This is a genomic window from Acinetobacter sp. UNC436CL71CviS28 (genome assembly GCF_000620525.1).
GTDB classification, from domain to species: domain Bacteria; phylum Pseudomonadota; class Gammaproteobacteria; order Pseudomonadales; family Moraxellaceae; genus Acinetobacter; species Acinetobacter radioresistens.
This window is the reverse complement of sequence record NZ_JIBB01000016.1, coordinates 48096-70609: the sequence shown is the minus strand read 5'-3', so window position 1 is coordinate 70609 and position 22514 is coordinate 48096. Positions and strand designations below refer to the sequence as shown.

Sequence of the window (22514 nt, the reverse complement as noted above, 5' to 3'; positions counted from 1 at the left end):
TAGATGGCAATCAGGTTGAGGGCCTGCACCACATCCGGACAGTTATGACAGCTCAGTGACACGAATACTTCGAAGTCAGCAGTCAGGTTGAGCGCTTTAATCTGTGCCAGTACCTCGTCAGAGACTTTGGGAGCGTATCCGGAAACCTGCAACAGGGCCAGAATCAGCGAGGTGAACTCATGCCCCATCGGCAGGCCGGCAAAGAATACCCGGGGCTGCTCGCCCGCTTTGGCCACACCAAAGCTTGGGCGGCGGCTGTGCTGGCCATCAAGGCGTGCAGTCACCTGATCAGACAGGGCGGCAATTTCATTGACCAGCTCTTTGATTTTATCTGACTTGTCAGAGCCATCTAAAGAGGCAACCAGTTCAATCGGGCTTTCCAGACGTTCGAGTAATGTTTTAAGTTGTGCTGAAGTATTTTGGTCTAACATTGCTAACTTCTCCAAAGGAGTCAATATTAAGGAATGAATTGATGATACTGCAAAGCCATTAATAGGTAAAACAATATGTTTTTATAAATACAATCGGTTTTAAGAATTGTGATTAAAGAACAGAGCCGGTTTTTCGGGCCTGTTCTGATCTTGTTTTTCATGACTTAGCTGTTTAGGCGGTGTGTAATTCGCTCGGTTCTCAGTTGCAGACGACGAGACAGTAAATAAAATATTTTACTTTCTTCATGCAGCAAATAAAATTTTTTATGGCATAGTCATGATTGTTAAACTTCTCTCGATGGAGTGCATCATGCAAATTACCCGTGGTATTTATCAGCATTATAAGGGACAGCTATACCAGGTTTTTTCTGTAGCGAAACACAGTGAAACACAAGAGGAACTGGTTATTTATCAATGTCTATATGGTAATTATTCAATGTGGGTTCGACCTTTAAGTATGTTTAAGGAAACGGTGGAGGTAGAAGGTGAAACTATTCCCCGATTTAAGCTTATCCAGATCGTATAAATTTTAAACCATAAAAAATTTATAATAAAAACAGGAAAAACTGCCATGGCGACTTCCGAATTTAATGTCTATATGGCTGAGCTCTATCAATCTTTCCAAGCTCATGATGCAGACCAGGATGACCGATTGCTGCGCTATCGAAATATTGAGCCAGAATCGGCTTACTATTTGTCTATGCTAGTGCGTATTCAGCAACCCGAGAGATTGCTGGAAATTGGTACTTCTACCGGATACTCTACACTCTGGCTGGCAGAGGCGGCCAGAGCAACAGGGGCAAAATTAGTTACTCTGGAAATAGAGAAGGAACGGAGTCAGCAGGCACAGTGGCATGCACAAAAAATGGGATTAAATGATGTAGTCCAGTTTTGGGTCGGAGATGCGCTTGAGTTTCTTCGCCACACTCAAGAACAGTACGATTTTATTCTACTTGATGCAGAGCGGGATGCCTATATTATCTACTGGCCTTATTTAAAGAAAGTTTTGACCCCAAAAGGGGTCCTGATTGTAGATAACGTAATTTCACATGCAGATCAGGTTAAAGATTTTATATCTTTACTTCAGCAGGAGCAGGACATGATGTTAACGACACTGGATCTAGGAGCCGGTATACTCATGGCAACACGAACCTGAATCTTTTATTTTCAAAACTTTAATGTACTGAAACTCACGCTATTGATAGCCGGTCAAAGTGCAAATTAAACTCCAGATATTTGTGAACAAAAGCAGTTTTGTCAGTAACGCGCATCATATTGTCATATACAAATGCCGGTACGGGGTGATAGAGCTCGCCTGTACCATTATTATAAAAAATTTTTAAATAACGTGAAGTAGAGTCATATTTCCAGTAAATAACAGCTAAAACTTGTGGCATAGGTTTCCTCCACGCTTTAGTTATATTTTCATTTATAATGCTTATAAGCTGACCATAGTCGAAATAAATCTTTCTGTGAGTATAAAATATGTTATTGCTGTGCTGGCTCGGCTATAGAGTAAAATTCAAATAAAAAAAACCGCCTCAAATGAGACGGTTTTTTATTAGCTTAATCTAATCAAGATTAGATTTTACCTACTAGGTCGATTGAAGGAGCAAGTGTTGCATCGCCTTCTTTCCATTTAGCTGGGCATACTTCACCTGGGTGAGCGTGAACGTATTGAGCTGCTTTTACTTTGCGAAGCAGTTCAGATGCATCACGCCCGATACCGCCAGCATTGATTTCAACGATCTGGATTTTACCTTCTGGATCGATAACGAAAGTACCACGGTCAGCAAGACCATCAGCTTCGATTAATACTTCAAAGTTTTTAGCCAGAGTCCAAGTTGGATCGCCTACCATTGGGTATTCGATTTTCTTGATTTCTTCTGAAGAGTCATGCCAAGCTTTGTGAGTGAAATGAGTGTCAGTAGAAACTGAGTAGATTTCAACACCTAGCTGTTTGAATTCAGCATAGTTGTCTGCAAGGTCACCAAGCTCAGTTGGGCAAACAAAAGTAAAGTCTGCTGGATAGAAGAAGAATACAGACCATTTACCTTTCAGGTCAGCTTCAGTAATTTCGATGAACTGGCCGTTCTGATAAGCAGTTGCTTTAAATGGTTTAACTTCAGTATTAATTAAGCTCATCATTGTCTCCATGATTGAGTGTTAGCATTTAAATTTCATGATCTAGAATAGATAATTTTTTATCATTGGTAAAATAGTATTTTTACATTGCTTAAATCGGTAAAACAAATTAAGCCATTTCTATTTTACCTAAGTCTTGTCCGGTTCATTTTTTAAGGCGAAATCTAGAGCCAGTCGGGACAAGCATTTTTGCTACGCATATAACATGCCGTCGGACCCTTTAAAATTCAAGGGTTAAAATGAAAAAAACACTAAATATATTAAAGTGAGAATTCTTTCACTGGATGTCATTACGGCGTAAAATAGACAGTTCGTATTTTTATATCAGGAATTGCGCTCGGTGCTGAGTCATTTAAATGTAGATCAACTGGTCATGGCGCGGGACTCTTATCGTTTAAATCGGCTAGGTAAAGGTAAAGATGCAAATCCCAAGCAGTATCAGGAACTTTTTGAAAAATCTAACGCCAAGGTGCGGGCACGTGTAGAACGCCTCCCGAATATTAAACTGAATCAGGATTTGCCAGTCACGCAATATGCGGACAAACTGATTGAAGCAATACAAACGCATCAGGTCATTATTGTGGCAGGTGAAACCGGCTCTGGTAAAACAACACAATTACCCCAGATAGCAATGCTGGCAGGCCGCGGCCTGACGGGAATGATTGGTCATACCCAGCCGAGACGTCTGGCAGCGCGTAGCGTGTCACAGCGTATTGCTGAAGAAGTGGGTGAAAAGCTTGGGGAATCCATTGGCTTTAAAGTCCGTTTTAATGAACAGGGCTCACAGGATTCTATAGTCCGGTTGATGACAGACGGAATTCTGCTGGCTGAGCTGACCCATGATCGTTATCTGACTAAATATGACACGATTATTATTGATGAGGCGCATGAACGTTCACTAAATATTGACTTTATTATGGGCTACCTGAAGCAGCTCATTAAAAAACGTCCTGATTTAAAAGTCATTATTACCTCGGCAACACTAGATGTAAATCGGTTTAGTCATTACTTTAATGGTGCACCAGTCTATGAAGTGGAAGGCCGGAGTTTTCCGGTTGAGGTACGTTATCGTCCGATTTCCGACCTGAACATTGCAGGAAGTGATGATGATGAGTTTGATGACTTCGAAGAAAATTTACCACGTGCAGTAGTTCAGGCTGTAGAAGAGTGCTTCAAGGATGCAGAAGAAAAAGGTCATCCGGAACATGCAGATATCCTGATCTTTTCAAGTACAGAACAGGAGATTCGCGAACTTCAGGAAACTCTGGAAAAACATGGTCCACGGCATACAGAAATCTTGCCACTGTTCGCACGCCTGGGTTTAGGTGAACAGCAGAAAATTTTTAATCCGGGAGGAAAGGGCCGGCGCATTATTATTGCTACTAACGTGGCAGAAACGGCACTGACTGTTCCTAATATTCGCTATGTGATTGATAGCGGTTTTGCCCGTATTTCCCGCTATAGTTATCGCTCGCGCGTACAGCGCTTGCCGATTGAAGCGATATCGCAAGCTGCTGCAAACCAGCGTAAGGGGCGCTGTGGCCGTATTGCGCCTGGGGTCTGTATTCGTCTCTATAGTGAAGAAGACTTTTTAAGCCGGCCAGAATTTACAGAACCTGAGATCAAGCGGACAAACTTGGCTTCAGTCATTCTGCAAATGCAGAGTTTAGGTTTAGGAAATCTTGAAAATTTTGACTTTATTGAGCCGCCTGACCACCGCCTGGTTAATGATGGACGTAAGCTGCTCATTGAACTGGGTGCACTAAACGAGAAAAAAGCTGAGCTGACTAAAATTGGTCAGATGATGGCACGTATGCCAATTGATCCAAGACTTGCCCGCATGATTCTGGGTGGGGCACACTTCGGTGCGTTAAATGAAGCTCTGATTATTGTGAGCGCACTGGCTGTACAGGACCCACGTGAGCGACCTGCGGATAAACAGACTCAGGCGGATCAGAAACATGCTTTATTTAAAGAAGCTGATTCAGATTTTCTATTTTATTTGAAGCTCTGGTCAACTTTAAAAGGCAACAAGGATAACCAGCTAAGTGAAAATAAACGTCGCGCATTTGCACGTCAGCATTTTTTAAGCTGGCTACGTTTACGTGAATGGAAACAGACTCATAAACAACTTGTTGAACTGGCTGAAGGCTTAAAGCTGAGTTTTAATGATAAACCTGCCAGTTATGAAAACCTGCACCGAGCCCTGCTAACCGGATTACTTTCCTTTATTGCCAACAAGACTGATGAAAAAAATGTCTATATGGCGGTGCGCCAGCAAAAGGCACGAATTTTTCCTGCTTCTGTTTTACATAAGGCGGGTGCATCTTGGGTAATGGCTTTTGAAATGGTAGAAACTTCACAGGTCTATCTACGGACATTGGCTAAAATTGAGCCGGAATGGATTTTGCTAGCAGCCCGTGATTTGCTGAAGCATCACTATTTTGAGCCACACTGGTCGAAAAAAACAGGTATTGTAAATGCCTATGACCAGATTTCGCTATTTGGTTTAATTATTGAGCCAAAACGCCTGACCAATTTTGAAAAAGTTGATCAGGCAGCAGCTCATGAGATTTTCCTGCGAGATGCTCTCACAACCGGTAACCTGGGCATTATACCGCCATTTCTAAAACATAACCTGCTTAAACTTGAAGAAGTAGAGCGGGTAGAAGACAAGCTGCGCCGACGTGATCTGGTTGTAGATGAAGAAACTGTCTATCAGTTTTATGCTTCTAAAATTCCTTCTGAAATTGCCAGCCGACGCAGTTTCGAAGACTGGCTGGCTACAGTTGAGGCCAAAGAACCGCGTTTCTTATATGTCGATGAAGAGTCACTCTGGCTGAATGACCGTCCGACTACACAGCAGTTTCCGGATTATCTTCAAAATGGACAGTTACGTTTGGCTGCAAGTTACCGCTTTGACCCAAGCCATGATGAAGACGGGGCTACAGTAAAAATTCCATTACAGGCATTAGCGCAGGTCAATGAAGAGATCTGGTCTTGGGGAATTCCAGGCTGGCGTCAGGAACTGGTTGAGGCCTTGCTTAAATCTTTGCCAAAGGATAAACGACGTAATCTGGTGCCGATCCCGGATACTGCACGCAAGTTGCTGCGTGAGGTACAGGATAAGGATTTGCAGCGTCATGTTCTGAATTATCTGACATTTGCCTTGCGGGGTGAACAGATTACAGAGAAGGATTTTTCAGTTGAACGGATTGATCAGTACCTGATTCCTTTTATCAAGGTAACTGATGAAAAAGGCCGAGTGATTGAAAAAGGACGTGATCTGGCAGAGCTAAAAGCACGTTGCCGTCAGGAAACCCAGCGACCGGTAAAACAGCTGAAAGGTGAATATAAAACTTTTCCGGAAAGCTTTATTTTTGAAGCCACTCAGAAAGTAACAGGCGTAGTGATAAAACAGTATCAGGCTCTGGTTCCGGTAAAAAGCTTTAGTGAGATAGAAGCTAAAGATGAATCAGGTGTTGTTATACAAAGTTTTAATGATCAGGCCGAAGCCATTAAACAGCATCGTGAAGGAGTAATTCGTCTGATTCACATGCAGTTAGGTGACCTGATACGTCAGCTTAAAAAGCAGTTGGGTAAGCCTCTGGCTCTGGCTTATTCGCCATTAGGTGACCGGGCCAAACTGGAGCAAATGCTGGTATATGCGACTTTGCAAATGGCATTAACTGAACTGCCGGTGAATGCCGAAGAGTTCCAGAATGTACTGGCAGAGGTTAAGGGAAATTTCCTGAGTTATGGCCAGCAGGCTTTGGCAGCACTCAGCGATATTTTTATTCAGTGGCAAGATATTCGCCGTAAACTGCTCGTGCTTGATCCGGAAATTTTTGGGCGTAGTATTGATGATATTGAAGATCAGCTTGACCTGATGCAACTGGGCGATTTCGTTTATACCCAGCCGCCTGAGGTATGGGCAGAATTTCCACGTTATTTGAAGGCCTTGGTTCTGCGTCTGGAGCGTTTGCCTAATAACCTGCAACGTGATGAAGCTGCTATTGCCCAGGTTGACCCGTGGATGGACAAGTTATTCAGTGTCCGTAACAATCCGAAATCTATAGACTTTTACTTTATGCTTGAAGAATTACGTATTTCCCTGTTCTCCCAGCCTATGAAGACCAAAATACCTGTTTCTGCAACTCGACTGCAAAAACTATGGGATCGGCTCGGAATCAGTTAAAATACCGTCATTCTTTAAAAGGAGTTTTACATGGGCATCCGCATTACTGGTACTGGCTTGTTTCATCCTGAAAATGTCATTACCAACGAAGAGTTAGTTGAAAGTTTAAATGCTTATGTGGAACAGTATAACCTAGAAAATGCTGAAAAAATTGCTGCAGGTGAACTAGAGCCCCGCCGTGGTTCAAGTGCTGAATTTGTTGAAAAGGCATCAGGCGTCAAGCGTCGTTATGTGTCTGAAAAAACTGGTATTCTTGACCCGAAACGTTTGCGTCCACATTTGCAGGAACGTGCTGATGACCAGCTGTCGTTACAGGCAGAGTGGGGCGTAATTGCTGCCAAGCAGGCGATGGAAAATGCTGGTGTTACACCTGAAGATATTGATGTCGTGATTCTGGCATGTTCAAACATGCAGCGCGCTTACCCGGCAGTTGCTATTGAAATTCAGACTGCTCTGGGAATTCAGGGGTATGCCTATGACATGAACGTGGCATGCTCTGCAGCGACCTTTGGCCTGAAACAGGCTCATGATGCCATTAAGACAGGCGCGCGTCGTGTATTGCTGGTCAATGTTGAAATTACATCTGCGCATTCTGATTTCCGTTCACGTGACAGTCACTTTATTTTTGGTGATGTAGCGACTGCTTCTATTATTGAAAATACAGACAGCAAATCTGGCTTTGAAATTCTGGACACACAACTGTTTACTCAATTTTCCAACAATATTCGTAATAATTTTGGTTTTTTAAATACTAGTGAAAATGCCAATATTGATGACAAGCGTTTCCGTCAGGATGGCCGCAAAGTATTTAAGGAAGTATGTCCGCTGGTCGCAAAAATGATTACTGCTCAACTTGAGAAAAACAGTATTCAGCCTAATGAAGTAAAACGCTTCTGGTTACATCAGGCCAATGCCAGCATGAATGAATTAATCTTGAAGCTGGTAGTAGGCAAAGAAGCAGCCCAGCCAGGGCTTGTTCCGATTATTCTGGATGAATTTGCCAATACTTCTTCTGCCGGGGTCATTATTGCCATGCACCGCACAGCACACGAAGTAAACGATGGTGAATATGGAATTCTGTGCTCGTTTGGTGCAGGTTATTCTGTAGGCTGTATTCTGGTACAAAAGCACGTAGTATAAAAATATCTTGTTAAACTCTTAAGAAGGGTACAGTTTAGGCTGTGCCCTTTTTATTGTATTTGTATAGTGAGTAAAAGGGTAGCTTTAACCCGGTTCAAAGTGCAATCTGATGTTCTTTCAGACATTGTCTTAATACGCTAAATGCTACAAGCATGTCTTTCTCCTTTACACAGGCGAAACCTAGTAGCAGACCAGCTTGTGAGCGGTCTGCATCCGAATAATAGCGTGATAAAGGTCTTACTTTGACACCACGCGAAAGGGCCATTCTGGCAATTGCAACGTCATCACTATGCTCCGGCAGCTTGAGGACCAGGTGTAACCCTGCTGCATGACTAAATTCATGAATAAACTCTGTGCCCAGATAGCGCTCAATCAGTTCAATTAGAAATGCACGGCGTTTACCATACAAAATTCGCATCCGACGGATATGAGCGGCATAATGACCTTCTTGAATAAATTCAGCCAGTGCACGCTGTGTAAGTAAATGCCCGCCCCGATAAAGCTCGGCAGCTACCGTTTTCAGTGATTCGACCAGACTTTTAGGAATGACCATATAACCGATCCGTAGTGCCGGGTAAATCGTTTTACTGAATGTTCCCATATAAATGACGGGCGTATTTTCTTCCAGTCCCTGCAAGGAGGGGAAAGGCTGGCCGGAAAAGCGGAATTCACTGTCGTAGTCATCTTCAATTATCCAGCTGCCGTGATAACGGGCCAGGTCTAACAGTTGCCGGCGTCTGGATACGCTCAAGTGCGAACCAAGCGGATACTGATGTGAGGGAGTAACAAAGATCAGTTTAGGAACGGAAGATGTATGATCAGGAATAAGACCTTCATGATCAACGGGTACCGGGTTAATACACAGTCCATTGATCCGTAAAATATTCCGCGCACCCCAGTATCCCGGATCTTCAATCCAGACCTGATCACCAGCATCGCATAAAGAGCGTGAAACCAGATCTACTGCCTGATGAATACCTTCAGTAATCAGAATCTGGTCAGCCTCACAGCGTACAGAGCGCGCAACCCGCAAATAATCTGCTAATGCCTGTTTAAGTTCAAGACAGCCTCCGTCATTGCTATAGATGAGCCGTGAAATTTCCGGCTGGCGGCTTAAACGGTTCAGAATCCGGCCAAACTCGGCGTGTGGAAATTCGGTAACGTCTGGTGCGCCTGGCACAAAAGCACCCCACTGATAGGGGGATGCGGCTGCACTTTCAAGAAATGCAGTACCACGCTTAGACAGATGCTTTAACTGTTGCTGGTTGGGCTGTTCTGCCAGATGTTCATGTCCCGGTACCGTCAGATAGCTCTCCGGCAGGTTTTCAGCGACCCAGCTGCCACGTCCCGTATGTGCCTGAATATAACCTTGTGCCTGTAAATGCTCATAGGCATTCAAGATAGTATTACGTGAAACCTTGAGTTCATGAGCCAGATCACGCGAAGCCGGTAGCCGTGTTTTAGGCGGTAAAATACCTTCTGTGATGGCATCACGTAAACAGCAGAATACCCGGTGATATAGAGCTCCCTCGGTCTGTTTCTGTAAGCGCTGTAACAGATGGTCTCCTAACAAGCTAAGCAATTGGCTCTCTCCGGTTTATTAAAAATGGCTCTCGTTTCTGGCCCCATAAAGCATGAAATTATAAAACCTTATGGATGGGCCAGCAGGTTCAACCCTGGAGCTGAACATATACTCAGGCTTAATTTACTGAAATTCAAGGGTCTTAAAACAAGCAGGATTGATCAGAAGATGAATCTGAACCCGTTATAAAAGCATAACAGGAAATTAGAAACCTAAGTCATCAAGGACTATAATTTATAAGGAATTCATCATGTCAGAAGAGACCATACAAGGCGCAGTACCTTTTACCGTTGCAGAGTGCAAAGAAGCGCCTGTCAAATCTTTAAGTTTTCTGGAAGGCGTTGCAATGATTGTCGGCACCAATATTGGTGCAGGTATTCTTTCTATAGCCTATGCAGCGCGTAAGGCAGGTTTTATGCCCTTGCTATTCTGGTTAATTGTCGCTGGTATTTTGACCACCATTACCATGCTATATGTTGCCGAGTCAACATTAAGAACCCGGGCACATCTGCAACTAAGCGGCCTGTCCGAGCGTTATGTAGGTGCTTTAGGCTCATGGATTATTTTCGCAGCGGTTTGTGTTAATTCAATGGGTGCATTAATCGCCTATATGAGTGGTAGTGGTGAGCTGCTGAATTCGCTGACCGGCCTGCCAAGGTCACTCGGCAGTCTTATTTTCTTTATTCCCGCGGCAGGAATATTATGGCTCGGATTAAAAGCGATTGGCCGTAGTGAAAAAGTAATCTGTATATGCATGGTTGCTATGCTGGCAATTTTATTCGGTGCGACATTGCTCAATGAAAAAACCCAGTTTGTAAATCTGATGCAGGGCAACTGGATCTATATGATTCCAGTATTTAATGTCGTGGTGTTCTGTTTTTCTGCCCAATATATCGTGCCAGAAATGGCACGTGGTTTTAGTGATAAGCCTGAGCAGCTGCCAAAAGCTATTATTACCGGTATGGTAATTACATTTATTCTGCTGGCTGCGGTACCGATGTCCGTGATTGCTCTTAGTGGTCTGGATAACATTACCCAGGTAGCAACTTTAAGCTGGGGCAAGGTACTGGGTAATTGGGCCTTTTTCTCTGCTAACCTGTTTGCCTTGTTTGCAATGCTGACTTCGTACTGGGGGCTAGGTGGCAGTCTGGTTACAAATATCGGTGATCGTTTTAAACTGGCAATTCATAGCGATATGAAAAAGCGTCTTCTGGTCATGGCCATTGTAACTCTTCCACCATTTTTGCTGGCTTATAGCGGTATGGTCTCTTTCGTTAATGCTCTTTATATCGCGGGAACATTTAGCGGTGTAGTCCTGTCTATCATGCCCATGCTTATTTTAAAAGGTGCGCGTGCGCGTGGAGATATTCAACCTTCATGGACATGCAGCTCTGCCATTACTCACCCGGGCATTAAAATTCTGATTATTCTTATCTATTTTGCCAGTGCTGTTTATGCTATTGCTGCATTATTCAAATTATTGCCAGCTGGCTGGTAATTTTTATTGTTTCTAAACCTTAACTGCTCATTTATGAAACCGGTAAAGCGATTTGCTTTACCGGTTTTTAATGATTTTAAGCTGGAGAAAACTATTTATATTTCTTAAATAAAATATTAAAAAGACACCATTTTACCTGGATTCATTAAAGCTCCCACACCATAAGCACTTTTTGCAATTGGAATCACAACAGGGGCCAGAGTGCGCGCAAACAGGATGTTGGCATGATCAATCTGAGTGAGCATTTTAAAATCACTGGATTGACCAATAAAATCTGCTGCAATGGCTTTACCAATACGCACAGTCTGGGCAACACCATGCCCACTCCAGCCATGCACGGCATAAATTGGAAACTTGCTCCCGAACTTACGACTGTCTACAGCACCATTGACTGTCAAATCAGTAGTACCACTCCAGGCAAAATCGATTTCAACCTGCTTGAGCTGTGGGAAAACTGTATGAATACGATTTTTTAAATAGTTCAAGGTCTTCTCTGGTGACCAGCAGCTACCTGTACCTTGTCCGCCAAACAACAACCGGTTCTGTGTGACCGGGCGATAATAGTCAATCTGAAATTGGGTGTCGTAAACCGGATGCTCCTCAGGCAGAAGCTCATGAATATCAAGCTCAAGCGGAGCAGTGGTACTAACGTAAGTATAGAAGGGAAGCGTCGTCTGTTTTTTCTGTGGAAGCAACTTAAATGATGCATGATGTACAGCCATCACTACACTTTTGCGTGCCTTGACTGTACCGGTTGTTGTTCTGACATACACGCCGTCTTCGGCTTCTTCAATTGTAATTACTTCAGTCTGTTCATACACGGTACCCCCATTTTTGCAGAAGGCATAAATCAGGCCACGGTTTAGAGCAAGTGGATGAATCTGGCCGCCTAACTCATCAATCAGTCCGCCGGTATAATAGTCTGATTTAATATATTCACCTAATTCGTGTTTACCTACAATGCGTGTATGGTCTTCACCGAGATATTTACGGGCGTCTGCACCTTGGGTAAGACCAACCAGATGACCTTGATGAACCGCAGCAGTAATGTGTCCTCGTTTTCGTTGAAAATCCAGACCGTATTTTTCAGAGATTTCATCAATTAACTGCATAGCCTCTGTAGAAGTAAAATGCCAGAGTTTTTTTGCATCTTCATAGCCAAAATGTTCTGCCATTTCACCCGCTTCCCAACGGGCTAGACCAGGTGTCAACTGGCCACCATTACGCCCCGAAGCGGCACTACCAACACGATTTTTCTCAAGTACAACAGTTTCGACCCCCTGTTCAGCCAGATGTAATGCAGTAGAGGCGCCTAACAGGCCTGAACCAATGACAACCACATCACATTCACAATCAGTTTGCAGGACATTAAATTCATGCCAGTCTGCCAGAGAGCTTTCATAATAATTGGCCGGGTGGTCAGCTTGTAGATGACGAGGATTAACCCAGTTCCATTCTTTACCTGCCTGTTGAGTGGTTGACGGCTTAAAAACAACATCATTTAATATTATAGGTTTAGATATATTTAACATGGCTTCTGACCTCAATGAATTAATAAACATTGCTGATAGCAATATTCTGCTTTTTAAATTTTTTGTAAAAGAAAACGGAGATACCGGCCAATAACCAGATACAACCAAATATCAAGGAGGAATGATCCAGATTGAACCAGAGGCACAAGATGGCACAGACTGAAATAAATGGTAAAACCAGGTTGAGGAACTTATTCTTGAGTCCTGTGCGTTGCTGCTTTTTAATATAAAATTGCATAAATACTGAGAAATTCACTGCAGTAAAGGCAACCAGAGCACCGAAACTGATCAGGCTAACGACTTGGGCGAGATCCAGAAAAGCTGCACTCATTGAAATGAGGCCGACAAATAATACCGAAAAAAGTGGCGTACCGAGTTTAAAGTGAACTGCACCAAAGAATTTACGCGGAAAAATACCATCTCTGCCCATAATATGCAAAAGCCGCGAGGCACTGGCATGGGTAGCAAGGCCGGAAGCAAAGGTATTCATAATCTGCCCACACAGGAAAACCGACTGAAAAAAGGCTCCACCTACATAAAGCACAATTTCTGGCAGGGCTTCACTCGGATTATTGAAACGGACATTGCTGGGAAAATAAAGCTGGATAAACCAAGATGCACTAATAAAGATCAAACCGCCAATAAGGGTGGTCATCAGTACCGCACGCGGGATATTCCGCTTCGGGTCTTTGGTTTCAGCAGATAATGTCGTGACTGCATCAAACCCTAAGAATGAAAAACACAAAATTGATGCGCCAGCGATAAGTGGTAAAAGCTCATGATCTCCATTCCATAAGGGCGTAAGAGTCAGAACATGCTCATAACCCTGAGAAGAGCCTATACCCTGAATTACCAGATAAACAAATATAACCATGAGAATAATAGGCGCAAAAACAAAAACCAGACTTAAGTTGGCTAATATGTTGATACGAAAACAATTCACCAGAGTGACAACACTTGCAGAAATCATGACCCAAGCCCAATAAGGAACATCTGGAATCAGGGCAGTGAGGTAAATGGAAGCGAGTAATACATTAATGAGCGGAAGCAGGAGATAATCCAGCAGCGCGCACCAGCCAACAAAAAAGCCGTATTGTGGACCACAGCTTTCAGCAGTATAGGTATATGCTGAACCTGCTTTTTCAGATTCACGACTAAAACGCGCATAACTCCATGCAGTTAGCACCATTGCAATTAATGCCAGTATATAAGCTAAAGGTACGTGTCCATCGGTAACACCCGAAACGATGCCAAAGGTATCAAATACCGTCATCGGAGTCATGTAGGCAATACCAATAATAATGACTTGCCAGAGGGTCAGTTTTTTTAAATTTACAGTAGTTTTTTCCATATTATAAAAGCCCTTATATTTCTGTTTGCTACCCTGCAATTTTTAAGCCAGTCAATGATATGTTGCTGATATAAATAAAATAAGCATAAAGAATATGTGCCCAAACTTTTAAGTTCAGGTTCTTGTAATTTATAAGGTGGCTTGGCTTCTAATCAGAGGCTTAATTTAAAGCCTTTACCCATAACTGGTTTAAAGCTATAAAACCAGTAGCTGCAAGGGCTGGGATGACCGCACAATTGTACTAGCCATAGGCGTATGTCTCACCAGAGTACCCGTGCGAAAACCTTTTGTGTTGGAGGTAATTACACGGGCTGTATCATTAATAATCACAGCAGCCTGCTTGATTTTGCGGAGGCCAGGCAGAAAAACCTTTTCAAGTGAAGAGACCAGTAAGTCAATAGCAATTACCCCTACAAACTGGCTTTGTACCATTACGGGATAGGCTGTGGTAATCGTGTAGGCACCGTTACAGATATAGTCGACATAAGGCCCCTGAATATAGGGCTGCTTGCTGCATGCTGGCTGTTGAAACCAGTCAAAGGAGCGGAAATCGAGAAAACGCTGGGCATTCTGGTAGTTTTCAAGTTTAGCCTGTTGCAGTTCATCACCTTTTTTAAACCACCATTCCAGTGTCCAGTAATCTTTTTCTTCCTGGTTTTCGGGAGTATATCCTGCAAAACCAATCCCATGTGTATAAGTCGATTTTCCTAATGCAGCCTTAATTTCATATTGTAAAGCTTGACGCTCCTCAGTCGACAGTTTAATACCGCGACCCGGATCTATCATACGTCGAGATAAAATATGGCTGGTCTGCTGGGCCAATTGCTGTGCAGTTGAAGTGGTCTCACTTATAACCTGCTCGAGTAACATCTGGAGCTGTTCTATATATAATTCTGTTTTCATTCCTTTATATCCTTGTCCTTGTTATTTCACCGTCTGGATAGGAACATGCAACGTTCCGGTATATCTATTCTTGTTATGCGATGGACAGTTTGTACTCGAGCATCTGGTCAGTCAGCATCGAGATAATTTTTTTGGTGTGCAGTGCTGCCTGAGCTTCATCTGCCTGATCTAGCAATGGCAATAATTGCTGATATTGCTCAACTACATCTGTATGAAAGTCTGTATCCTGATAAAGTATCGCAACCAGAGGGGCCCACTCTGCCTGAATGGAAAGCTCCTGATTGGCTAGTCTTGAAGACTGTGCAAACGAAGCTAGAGTTAACAGACAGCGCATATCGGTTTGTGCGCGGGTATCCGGTTGTGTAGCCTGTGCAAATAGATGGATCAGTTCCCTCATTTTTGAAAGATCTTGTGTTGTCGTGCGCTGGGCAGCCAGATATACACTATGGCCAAGAATGGCGCTATGGTATTCGCCCAGATCTGCCAGATAATCACTACTGGCCTGCCGCAAGGGATGCTGCTCTAGCAACAGATCAGGAGAAATTTCACAGATAAAACTTCCACCGTTACGTCCACGTCGCGTATCAATCAGGCCTTTTACTCTCAAGGTGTTTAATGCTTCACGAACCGTAATGGGTGATACCCCCATAAGGCGGGCCAAATCGGCCTCATTTGGAAGCTGTTCATTACTTTTGAGCAGACCAGAAATGATTGCATTTTCTAGCCGTCCTACCACCTGTTCCGAGCGCGTGGCCTGCTCGATAGGCGCAAATATAATGGTATGTGCTGTCATGGCTAACTCTCTTTAAAGCCAGGCATAAAATACCCGGCTCAGGAAGCGGCTAATCTTTAAAATACGCCATAGCGATGTACAGCCTGGTCATCTTGGGGAACTGGAGCAATTGCATCCCAGAGTTCAACGATTTTACCGTCTTCTACACGCCATAATTCAAAATAGGCATGACGTGTACCTGCAATACTTCCTTCAGAGTGGGTCAAGACAAACTGGCCATCGGCAATGGTGCGATGAATTTTCGAGTATAGCAAACCTTGACCTTCGTTACGGATTTTGTTGAGGAAATCGATCACTGCCACAGTACCGTCACCAATATCAGGGCTATGCTGCTGAAATAATTCGCCGTTAGCATAATCTCTGAAGCCTTCATAATCACCTTCGATCAGCGTACGGGTAAAAAATTCTTTTACCAGTGACCGGTTATGTTCTTCCTGACCAGTCTTTGCTACCTCAGTGGGCCCGTCAAGCTGGGTACGGCCACTAAGATTGGCTGCTGCTTCAGGGACTAATCCGTCCCAGTGTTCTACAATTTTGCCATCTTTAACCCGGTAAATATCAAAACCGACCAGTGGCTGTTCATCTAGCCCTTCAAAGCGTCCATGAATAGCGACCAGATCGCCATCGGCCAAGATGCGAACAGCTTCATGTTTAAGATTTGGACAGTCTTGTACCAGTTGACGCAAACCAGAAAGCCCATCTGCGACCAGAGGCGAGTGTTCAATAAAGTCTGCCGAGAAGTAACGTTCAAGCGCACTGGTGTCATGCAGGCTGAACAGTTCATGATGCGCAGTTCCGACCAGTGCTTTAATTTCCTGTTGATTCATGTTTGGCTCCAGCCTGACTAGTCATTTGAACTCATTACGTGCTTGATACGGGTATATTCTTCAAAACCGTAACCTGACAGGTCTTTACCATAACCTGATTTTTTGAAGCCGCCGTGTGGCATTTCAGCAGTCAGCGGAATATGCGTGTTGACCCATACTGTACCAAAATCAAGTTCGCGGCTGAGACGTGTAGCACGCCCGTGATCTCTGGTCCATACACTTGAAGCCAAGCCATATTCAACGTCATTGGCTTTATAAATGGCATCCGTTTCATCACTAAATTTTTGTACGGTAATCACTGGACCAAAAATTTCATTTTGAATTACTTCATCCTGCTGTTGCAGACCAGTAATAACTGTAGGTTCAAAATAATAGCCTGGACGGTCAGCATGACGACCACCAGTTTCAATTTTGGCATGTGAGGGCAGACGTTCAATAAAGCCTGTCACATGTTTAAGCTGGTTGGCATTATTGAGTGGGCCATATAAGGCATTTTCATCATCTGGTTCACCGAACCGAGTGTTCTTTGCAGCAGCCACCAGTTTCTGCACAAATTCGTCATGTACTGCTTCAGATACAATTACTCGGGTTGCGGCGGTACAGTCTTGCCCGGCATTAAAAAAGCCGGTCATGGCTATCATCTCAGCCGCTTTTTCGAGGTCGGCATCTTCAAAAACCAGAACCGGAGCTTTACCTCCAAGTTCCAGGTGAGCCTTGGCAAGATTGGCCGCAGCAGAGGCTGCCACCTGTAAACCGGCACGCACTGAACCGGTAATCGATACTAAGGCTGGAACTTTATGTGAAACCACCTTGGAGCCTACATCTGCCTTGCCTAACACCACGTTAAAAGCGCCTTTTGGAAAGAATGGTGCTGCAATTTCTGCCAGCAGTAAAGTGCTTTCCGGTGTGGTATCGCTAGGTTTAAGCACAACGGTATTGCCTGCAGCCAGTGCAGGTGCAATTTTCCAGACAGCCATCATGAGTGGATAGTTCCAGGGTGTTACCTGACCGACTACACCCACTGGCTCACGGCGGATACTGGACGTTAAGCCTTCCAGATATTCAGATGTTGCTGTCCCTTCCAGTAAACGTGCTGCGCCTGCAAAAAAGCGGATCTGGTCCGCACATATTGCTACTTCTTCAGAAGCGATCAGATGCTTAAGCTGTCCAGTATTACGGCTCTGTGCTTCAATTAGGCGGTCTGCATTGGTTTCAATAGCATCGGCCAGGCTTAGTAAAGCTTTCTGGCGTGCAGAGGGCGTAGTCCGTCCCCAGGTTTTAAATGCTTCTTTAGCAGCAGCATAAGCGGCATCTACTTCTGCTTCAGTTGCATTAGGCGACTGTGCATATAGTTCTCCAGTTACCGGACTGATCAGATCAAAATAATTATTGTCTTGCGGTTCAGAATATTCACTATTAATAAAATGTTTTAGTTTTACAGTCGTCATTTTTTACTCTTCCTTGGTTATAAAATATTACATATAAAACTATATGTATTATGTTTTATTTAAACTGTCAAATTATTTTTTTAAAAAGAAATAAAAGCAGGAGTAAGCAAAAAAATTTATCTAATTATTTTAGTAATTAGTAAGTAACTAAAAAGATTAACTTAATTTTTAAAAACCTAACATAACCTTGAAGGGAAAATAATTTTTTTATCTAACCTATTAAGATTCTCTATTTTTTATAGCAAAACAGATTGGCTCCTAAAGAAGAACAAGAAATGGCTCTCGTCAGAATGGGGTAAAAGGGTGAGATTAAAGCAGTCATCAGTCGTCAGACAAGCCTAGAGCAGGAACTGACGGTGCTTAAATAAAAATGAGGTACAAAAAATGGATTCTAAACATACTGATATTAACAGCCGCAAGCAGCAGGCCACTCCACGCGGTGTAGGCATTATGTGCTCATGGTATGTAGAACGTGCAGAGAACGCCACTCTGTGGGACATGGATGGGCGTGAATATACTGACTTTGCAGGCGGGATTGCCGTACTGAACACTGGTCATCGCCATCCGAAAGTGATTGCAGCAGTAACTGAACAGCTCGGAAAATTTACTCATACGGCATACCAGGTTGCGCCTTATGAAAGTTATGTATCTTTAGCTGAGCGTATTAACCAGCGTGCGCCTATTGAAGGGCCGGCAAAAACAGCTTTCTTTACCACAGGTGCAGAAGCTGTAGAAAATGCAGTCAAAATTGCCCGGGCTGCCACTGGTCGTTATGGCATTATCACATTTAGTGGCGGTTTTCATGGCCGTACTTTTATGACTATGGCAATGACGGGTAAAACAGCACCTTATAAACGTGATTTTGGTGTCATGCCGGCAGGTGTATTCCATGGCCGCTATCCATCGCAGTCACAGGGAATCAGTGTGGACGATGCAATGGAAAGCATTGAAAATATTTTCAGTACTGACATGGTACCTCAAGATGTTGCCGCTATTGTACTTGAACCGGTGCAGGGGGAAGGTGGTTTCAATGTCGCACCTCAGGAATTTCTGGTGCGTTTGCGTGAGCTCTGCGACCAGCACGGTATTTTACTGATAGCCGATGAAGTGCAGACCGGTTTTGCCCGTACCGGACAACTGTTTGCTATGCAACATTACAGTATCAAGGCCGATATGATTACTATGGCTAAAAGCCTCGGCGGTGGCTTCCCGATTTCTGGCGTAGTGGGTCGTGCCGAAATAATGGATGCACCGAACCCGGGAGGACTGGGCGGTACTTATGCCGGTAATCCGCTGGCTGTAGCGGCTGCACATGCAGTAATTGATGTGATCGAAGAAGAACAGCTTTGCGAGCGTGCACATGTACTGGGTTCACAGCTCATCAAAACCCTGGAACAGCTTAAAGTTACCAGCTCCATGATTCAGGATATACGTGGTCTGGGTTCTATGGTCGCGGTAGAGCTTGAATATGCTGAGCAGGCAAAAGCGATTCAGGAATATGCCATGAGCCAAGGTCTTTTGCTGCTGACTTGTGGTAAATCAGCGAATGTTATCCGTTTTCTATATCCACTCACTATTCCGGCTGAACAGTTCCAGAAAGCTCTGGATATTCTGAAAGCCGGTTTCACAGCAGTCACCCAGCAAAATCTGGAGCGCTCTGCATGATCCAGCAAAATTTACAGTATTTACTGGACCATCCCGACATCACTTTTACCCAGCCTTCAGCTGATCATTATATCTGTGTACAGGATGCTGCTACAGGAGAACAGCTGGCTTGGGTCAGAACTTATGACCGTGCGGCTATAGAAAATGCTATTCAACGTGCTGAACAGGCACAGGCTGTCTGGAAACAGCAGACTGCCCTGCAAAAAGCTGATCTACTGTGGAACTGGTACCGCCTGATGCTCAAGCATCAGGAGGATCTGGCACAGATCCTGACTGCCGAACAGGGTAAACCGCTGTCAGAAGCACGGGGCGAGATTAGTTATGCTGCATCTTTCATCCGCTGGTTTGCTGAGCAGGCTCGTCGTGTAGATGGAGAGGTTTTGACATCATCTCAGGCACAGCAACGGTTACTGGTAATTAAACAGCCAATCGGAGTAACAGCGGCAATTACACCCTGGAACTTTCCGGCCGCCATGATTACCCGCAAGGTAGGACCAGCACTTGCTGCGGGTTGTTCAATGCTGATTAAGCCAGCAGAACAGACGCCACTTAGTGCTTATGCACTGGAGGTTCTGGCATTACAGGCAGGTATTCCAAAAGATGTCATGATTACACTGAGCGGCGAATCAATTGAAGTTGGCCAGACTTTATGCGAAAGCGACGTTGTCCGCAAGCTGAGCTTTACCGGTTCAACCGAGGTCGGCCGCATTCTCATGAAACAGTGTGCGCCAACAATTAAAAAGCTGTCACTCGAACTTGGGGGGAATGCGCCGGTTATTGTATTTGATGATGCCAATCTGGATCAGGCTGTAAAGGGAATAATGGCTAGCAAATTCCGTAACAGCGGCCAGACCTGTGTATGTGCAAACCGTATTTATATACAGGAAGGTATTTATGATGCAATCAGTGAACGTGTGATTGCTGAAGTTGCCAGGTTAAAAGTGGGTGACGGCCGACAGTCTGAAATAACACAAGGCCCACTGATTGACGAAGCTGCAATTGAGAAGGTCCAGTCGCACATTGAAGATGCCGTTAGCAAAGGTGCAAGCATCCGTACAGGCGGCAAACGGCTAAATCAAACCAGCACATTTTTTGAGCCAACCGTTTTAACTGGTGTCACTCAGGAAATGAAAATTTCTCGTGAAGAAACTTTTGGTCCACTGGCTCCATTATTCAGTTTTAGTACTGAAGAAGAGGTAATCCAGATGGCAAACAACACAGAATTCGGGTTAGCTGCTTACCTGTTTACACAAAGTACAGCCCGGCAGTGGCGTGTGGGGGAAGCGCTGGAATACGGCATGGTAGGCATCAATACTGGCCTGATTTCAACAGAAGTTGCTCCTTTCGGTGGTATAAAACAGTCAGGGCTGGGGCGCGAAGGCTCGCAGCATGGGATTGATGAATACCTGGAAATGAAATATTTATGTGTTGATATAAGTAACTAAAATTCAAAAATATCACATAGCCTGAGTGGTGGAAAATTTTTTCATCTCTCGGGCTATGTTGATATATGTTAAAGGTTCTTCACTTCTATATAGAAGTCCACCACTATAAGAACTTCTCCCATGCACATTAGAATTTCCTGAAGGAAACAGTTATGTCTAATCTTTCTTATATTAATGAAGAGGCAGGCGCCTGGAATACCTATCTGGCCCAGATTGATCGGGTGGCTCCATATCTGCAACATCTTGCTGATTATATTGATACTTTAAAACGTCCCAAACGTGCTCTTATTGTCGATGTGCCCATTGTAATGGATGACGGAACCATTCGGCATTTTGAGGGCTACCGGGTACAACATAATCTGTCCCGCGGTCCGGGGAAAGGAGGTATTCGTTACCATCCAGATGTGGATCTGAATGAAGTCACCGCGCTGGCTGCCTGGATGACCATTAAAACAGCTGTAGTCAATCTGCCTTTTGGTGGTGCCAAAGGCGGGATTCGAGTTGATCCGCGCGCTTTATCAACCCGTGAACTGGAACGGTTAACGCGTCGTTATACCAGTGAAATTGGCCATATTATTGGCCCACAAAAAGATATTCCGGCTCCTGATGTGGGCACTAACCAGAATGTCATGGGCTGGATCATGGATACTTATTCATCAAATAAGGGCTATACAGTGACAGGTGTAGTTACGGGCAAACCGGTCCATTTAGGGGGGTCGCTGGGACGTGTCAAGGCCACTGGCCGTGGCGTGTATATTACCGGACGTGAGGCTGCCAAAAAAAATAATCTGGCGATTGATGGTGCTAAAGTCGCCGTACAGGGGTTTGGTAATGTGGGCAGTGAAGCAGCAAATCTGTTCGCACAGGCAAATGCCAAGGTGGTATGTATTCAGGACCATACCGGTACGATCCTGAATAATAATGGTATTGATCTGGACGCTTTACGAATTTATATGGAAGAGCATCCAGGTGTACTCGGTTTTCCAGGTGCTACGCCTATAACTAATGACGAGTTTTGGGATGCTGAAATGGATATCCTGATTCCGGCAGCGCTTGAGGGACAAATTACTGTTGAACGTGCTGAAAAATTAAAAGCCAAGCTGGTTTTGGAAGGCGCAAACGGTCCGACCTATCCTGAAGCTGATGACGTGTTGCTGCAACGGGGCATTACGGTGGTGCCAGATGTTATCTGTAATGCCGGAGGGGTAACTGTCAGTTATTTTGAATGGGTACAGGATATTTCAAGTTACTTCTGGACTGAAGAAGAAATTAATCAGCGTTTGGATAAACTGCTTATTCAAGCAATTCATGATGTCTGGAATACTGCTGAGGCCAAGAAATGTACTCTGCGTACCGCTGCCTATATTCTGGCATGTGAACGAATTCTGATTGCACGTAAAGGTCGCGGCATCTTCCCGGGTTAACTTTTAACCGGTAGATAAATGCTAAAACCATTGTGAGAAAAACCCAAACAGGATCTATAGATTGATCAGGTTTGGGTATTTAACAGTAAAAAACTATTTGTAAATTAGTATATAAATAAGCAAATAACTTTA

17 protein-coding genes and 1 pseudogene are annotated in these 22514 nt (G+C 44.1%); 8 read left to right on the top strand and 10 right to left on the bottom strand.

Annotation, left to right across the window (positions count from 1 at the left end):
- Positions 1–431: pseudogene (locus tag N518_RS0107875) on the bottom strand (alkyl hydroperoxide reductase subunit F); the annotation flags it as partial.
- Positions 432–741: 310 nt separating this feature from the next.
- Between N518_RS0107875 and N518_RS0107870 the strand changes: the two are divergent.
- Together N518_RS0107870 and N518_RS0107865 are read left to right on the top strand one after the other, a co-directional pair.
- Entirely contained in the window at positions 742–957 is a 216-nt protein-coding gene (locus N518_RS0107870; RefSeq protein WP_005026686.1) for a DUF1653 domain-containing protein, read from the top strand.
- A gap of 45 nt (positions 958–1002) precedes the next feature.
- Positions 1003–1587: an O-methyltransferase gene (locus N518_RS0107865; RefSeq protein ID WP_005026684.1), complete on the top strand. Its 585-nt coding sequence runs from the start codon at positions 1003–1005 to the stop codon at positions 1585–1587.
- 34 nt (positions 1588–1621) lie between these two features.
- Here the strand turns inward: N518_RS0107865 and N518_RS0107860 are convergent, their stop codons facing one another.
- Positions 1622–1828 carry a KTSC domain-containing protein gene (locus N518_RS0107860; protein WP_005019605.1) on the bottom strand — a complete coding sequence of 69 codons (207 nt, stop codon included), beginning with the start codon at positions 1826–1828 and terminating at the stop codon, positions 1622–1624.
- A gap of 184 nt (positions 1829–2012) precedes the next feature.
- Complete coding sequence (gene ahpC, locus N518_RS0107855; protein WP_005019607.1) at positions 2013–2576, bottom strand: alkyl hydroperoxide reductase subunit C; 564 nt, start codon at positions 2574–2576, stop codon at positions 2013–2015.
- A gap of 373 nt (positions 2577–2949) precedes the next feature.
- On the opposite strand from ahpC, the gene hrpA reads away from it, so the two are divergent.
- Both hrpA and N518_RS0107845 read left to right on the top strand, forming a co-directional pair.
- Positions 2950–6774, top strand: a complete 3825-nt coding sequence (hrpA, locus tag N518_RS0107850; RefSeq protein ID WP_217449095.1) for an ATP-dependent RNA helicase HrpA — start codon at positions 2950–2952, stop codon at positions 6772–6774.
- 30 nt (positions 6775–6804) lie between these two features.
- A complete protein-coding gene (locus tag N518_RS0107845; RefSeq protein WP_005019614.1) occupies positions 6805–7914 on the top strand; it encodes a beta-ketoacyl-ACP synthase III in 1110 nt (369 codons plus the stop codon).
- 94 nt (positions 7915–8008) lie between these two features.
- On the opposite strand, the gene N518_RS0107840 is transcribed toward N518_RS0107845, so the two are convergent.
- Entirely contained in the window at positions 8009–9496 is a 1488-nt protein-coding gene (locus tag N518_RS0107840) for a PLP-dependent aminotransferase family protein (RefSeq protein WP_005026672.1), read from the bottom strand.
- Between the two features lie 250 nt (positions 9497–9746).
- Here N518_RS0107840 and N518_RS0107830 point away from each other — a divergent pair, with 250 nt between their 5' ends.
- Positions 9747–10994, top strand: coding sequence for an aromatic amino acid transport family protein (locus tag N518_RS0107830; RefSeq protein ID WP_005026670.1), 1248 nt, complete (start codon positions 9747–9749; stop codon positions 10992–10994).
- Positions 10995–11110: 116 nt separating this feature from the next.
- On the opposite strand, the gene N518_RS0107825 is transcribed toward N518_RS0107830, so the two are convergent.
- From N518_RS0107825 to N518_RS0107800, 6 genes are all read right to left on the bottom strand, one after another.
- The gene (locus tag N518_RS0107825) at positions 11111–12526 is read right to left on the bottom strand and encodes an NAD(P)/FAD-dependent oxidoreductase (protein WP_005026668.1); all 1416 of its coding nucleotides are present in this window, start codon (positions 12524–12526) and stop codon (positions 11111–11113) included.
- Between the two features lie 19 nt (positions 12527–12545).
- Positions 12546–13877, bottom strand: coding sequence for an APC family permease (locus N518_RS0107820; protein WP_005026666.1), 1332 nt, complete (start codon positions 13875–13877; stop codon positions 12546–12548).
- A gap of 195 nt (positions 13878–14072) precedes the next feature.
- Positions 14073–14780: a cache domain-containing protein gene (locus N518_RS0107815; RefSeq protein ID WP_005026664.1), complete on the bottom strand. Its 708-nt coding sequence runs from the start codon at positions 14778–14780 to the stop codon at positions 14073–14075.
- Between the two features lie 73 nt (positions 14781–14853).
- Complete coding sequence (locus tag N518_RS0107810; RefSeq protein ID WP_005026662.1) at positions 14854–15573, bottom strand: FadR/GntR family transcriptional regulator; 720 nt, start codon at positions 15571–15573, stop codon at positions 14854–14856.
- Positions 15574–15629: 56 nt separating this feature from the next.
- Positions 15630–16400 (bottom strand): nuclear transport factor 2 family protein, encoded by a 771-nt coding sequence (locus N518_RS0107805; protein WP_005026659.1) that lies wholly within the window; start codon positions 16398–16400, stop codon positions 15630–15632.
- Between the two features lie 17 nt (positions 16401–16417).
- Positions 16418–17848, bottom strand: a complete 1431-nt coding sequence (locus N518_RS0107800; RefSeq protein ID WP_005026658.1) for a gamma-aminobutyraldehyde dehydrogenase — start codon at positions 17846–17848, stop codon at positions 16418–16420.
- Positions 17849–18232: 384 nt separating this feature from the next.
- Here N518_RS0107800 and gabT point away from each other — a divergent pair, with 384 nt between their 5' ends.
- The 3 genes from gabT (at position 18233) to N518_RS0107785 (ending at position 22382) form a co-directional block, all read left to right on the top strand.
- A complete protein-coding gene (gabT, locus tag N518_RS0107795) occupies positions 18233–19513 on the top strand; it encodes a 4-aminobutyrate--2-oxoglutarate transaminase (RefSeq protein WP_005019631.1) in 1281 nt (426 codons plus the stop codon).
- The gene (locus tag N518_RS0107790) at positions 19510–20958 is read left to right on the top strand and encodes an NAD-dependent succinate-semialdehyde dehydrogenase (RefSeq protein WP_005026654.1); all 1449 of its coding nucleotides are present in this window, start codon (positions 19510–19512) and stop codon (positions 20956–20958) included. Before gabT ends, N518_RS0107790 begins: the two co-directional genes overlap by 4 nt.
- 152 nt (positions 20959–21110) lie before the next feature.
- Positions 21111–22382 (top strand): Glu/Leu/Phe/Val family dehydrogenase, encoded by a 1272-nt coding sequence (locus tag N518_RS0107785; RefSeq protein ID WP_005026647.1) that lies wholly within the window; start codon positions 21111–21113, stop codon positions 22380–22382.
- Positions 22383–22514 lie beyond the last annotated feature (132 nt).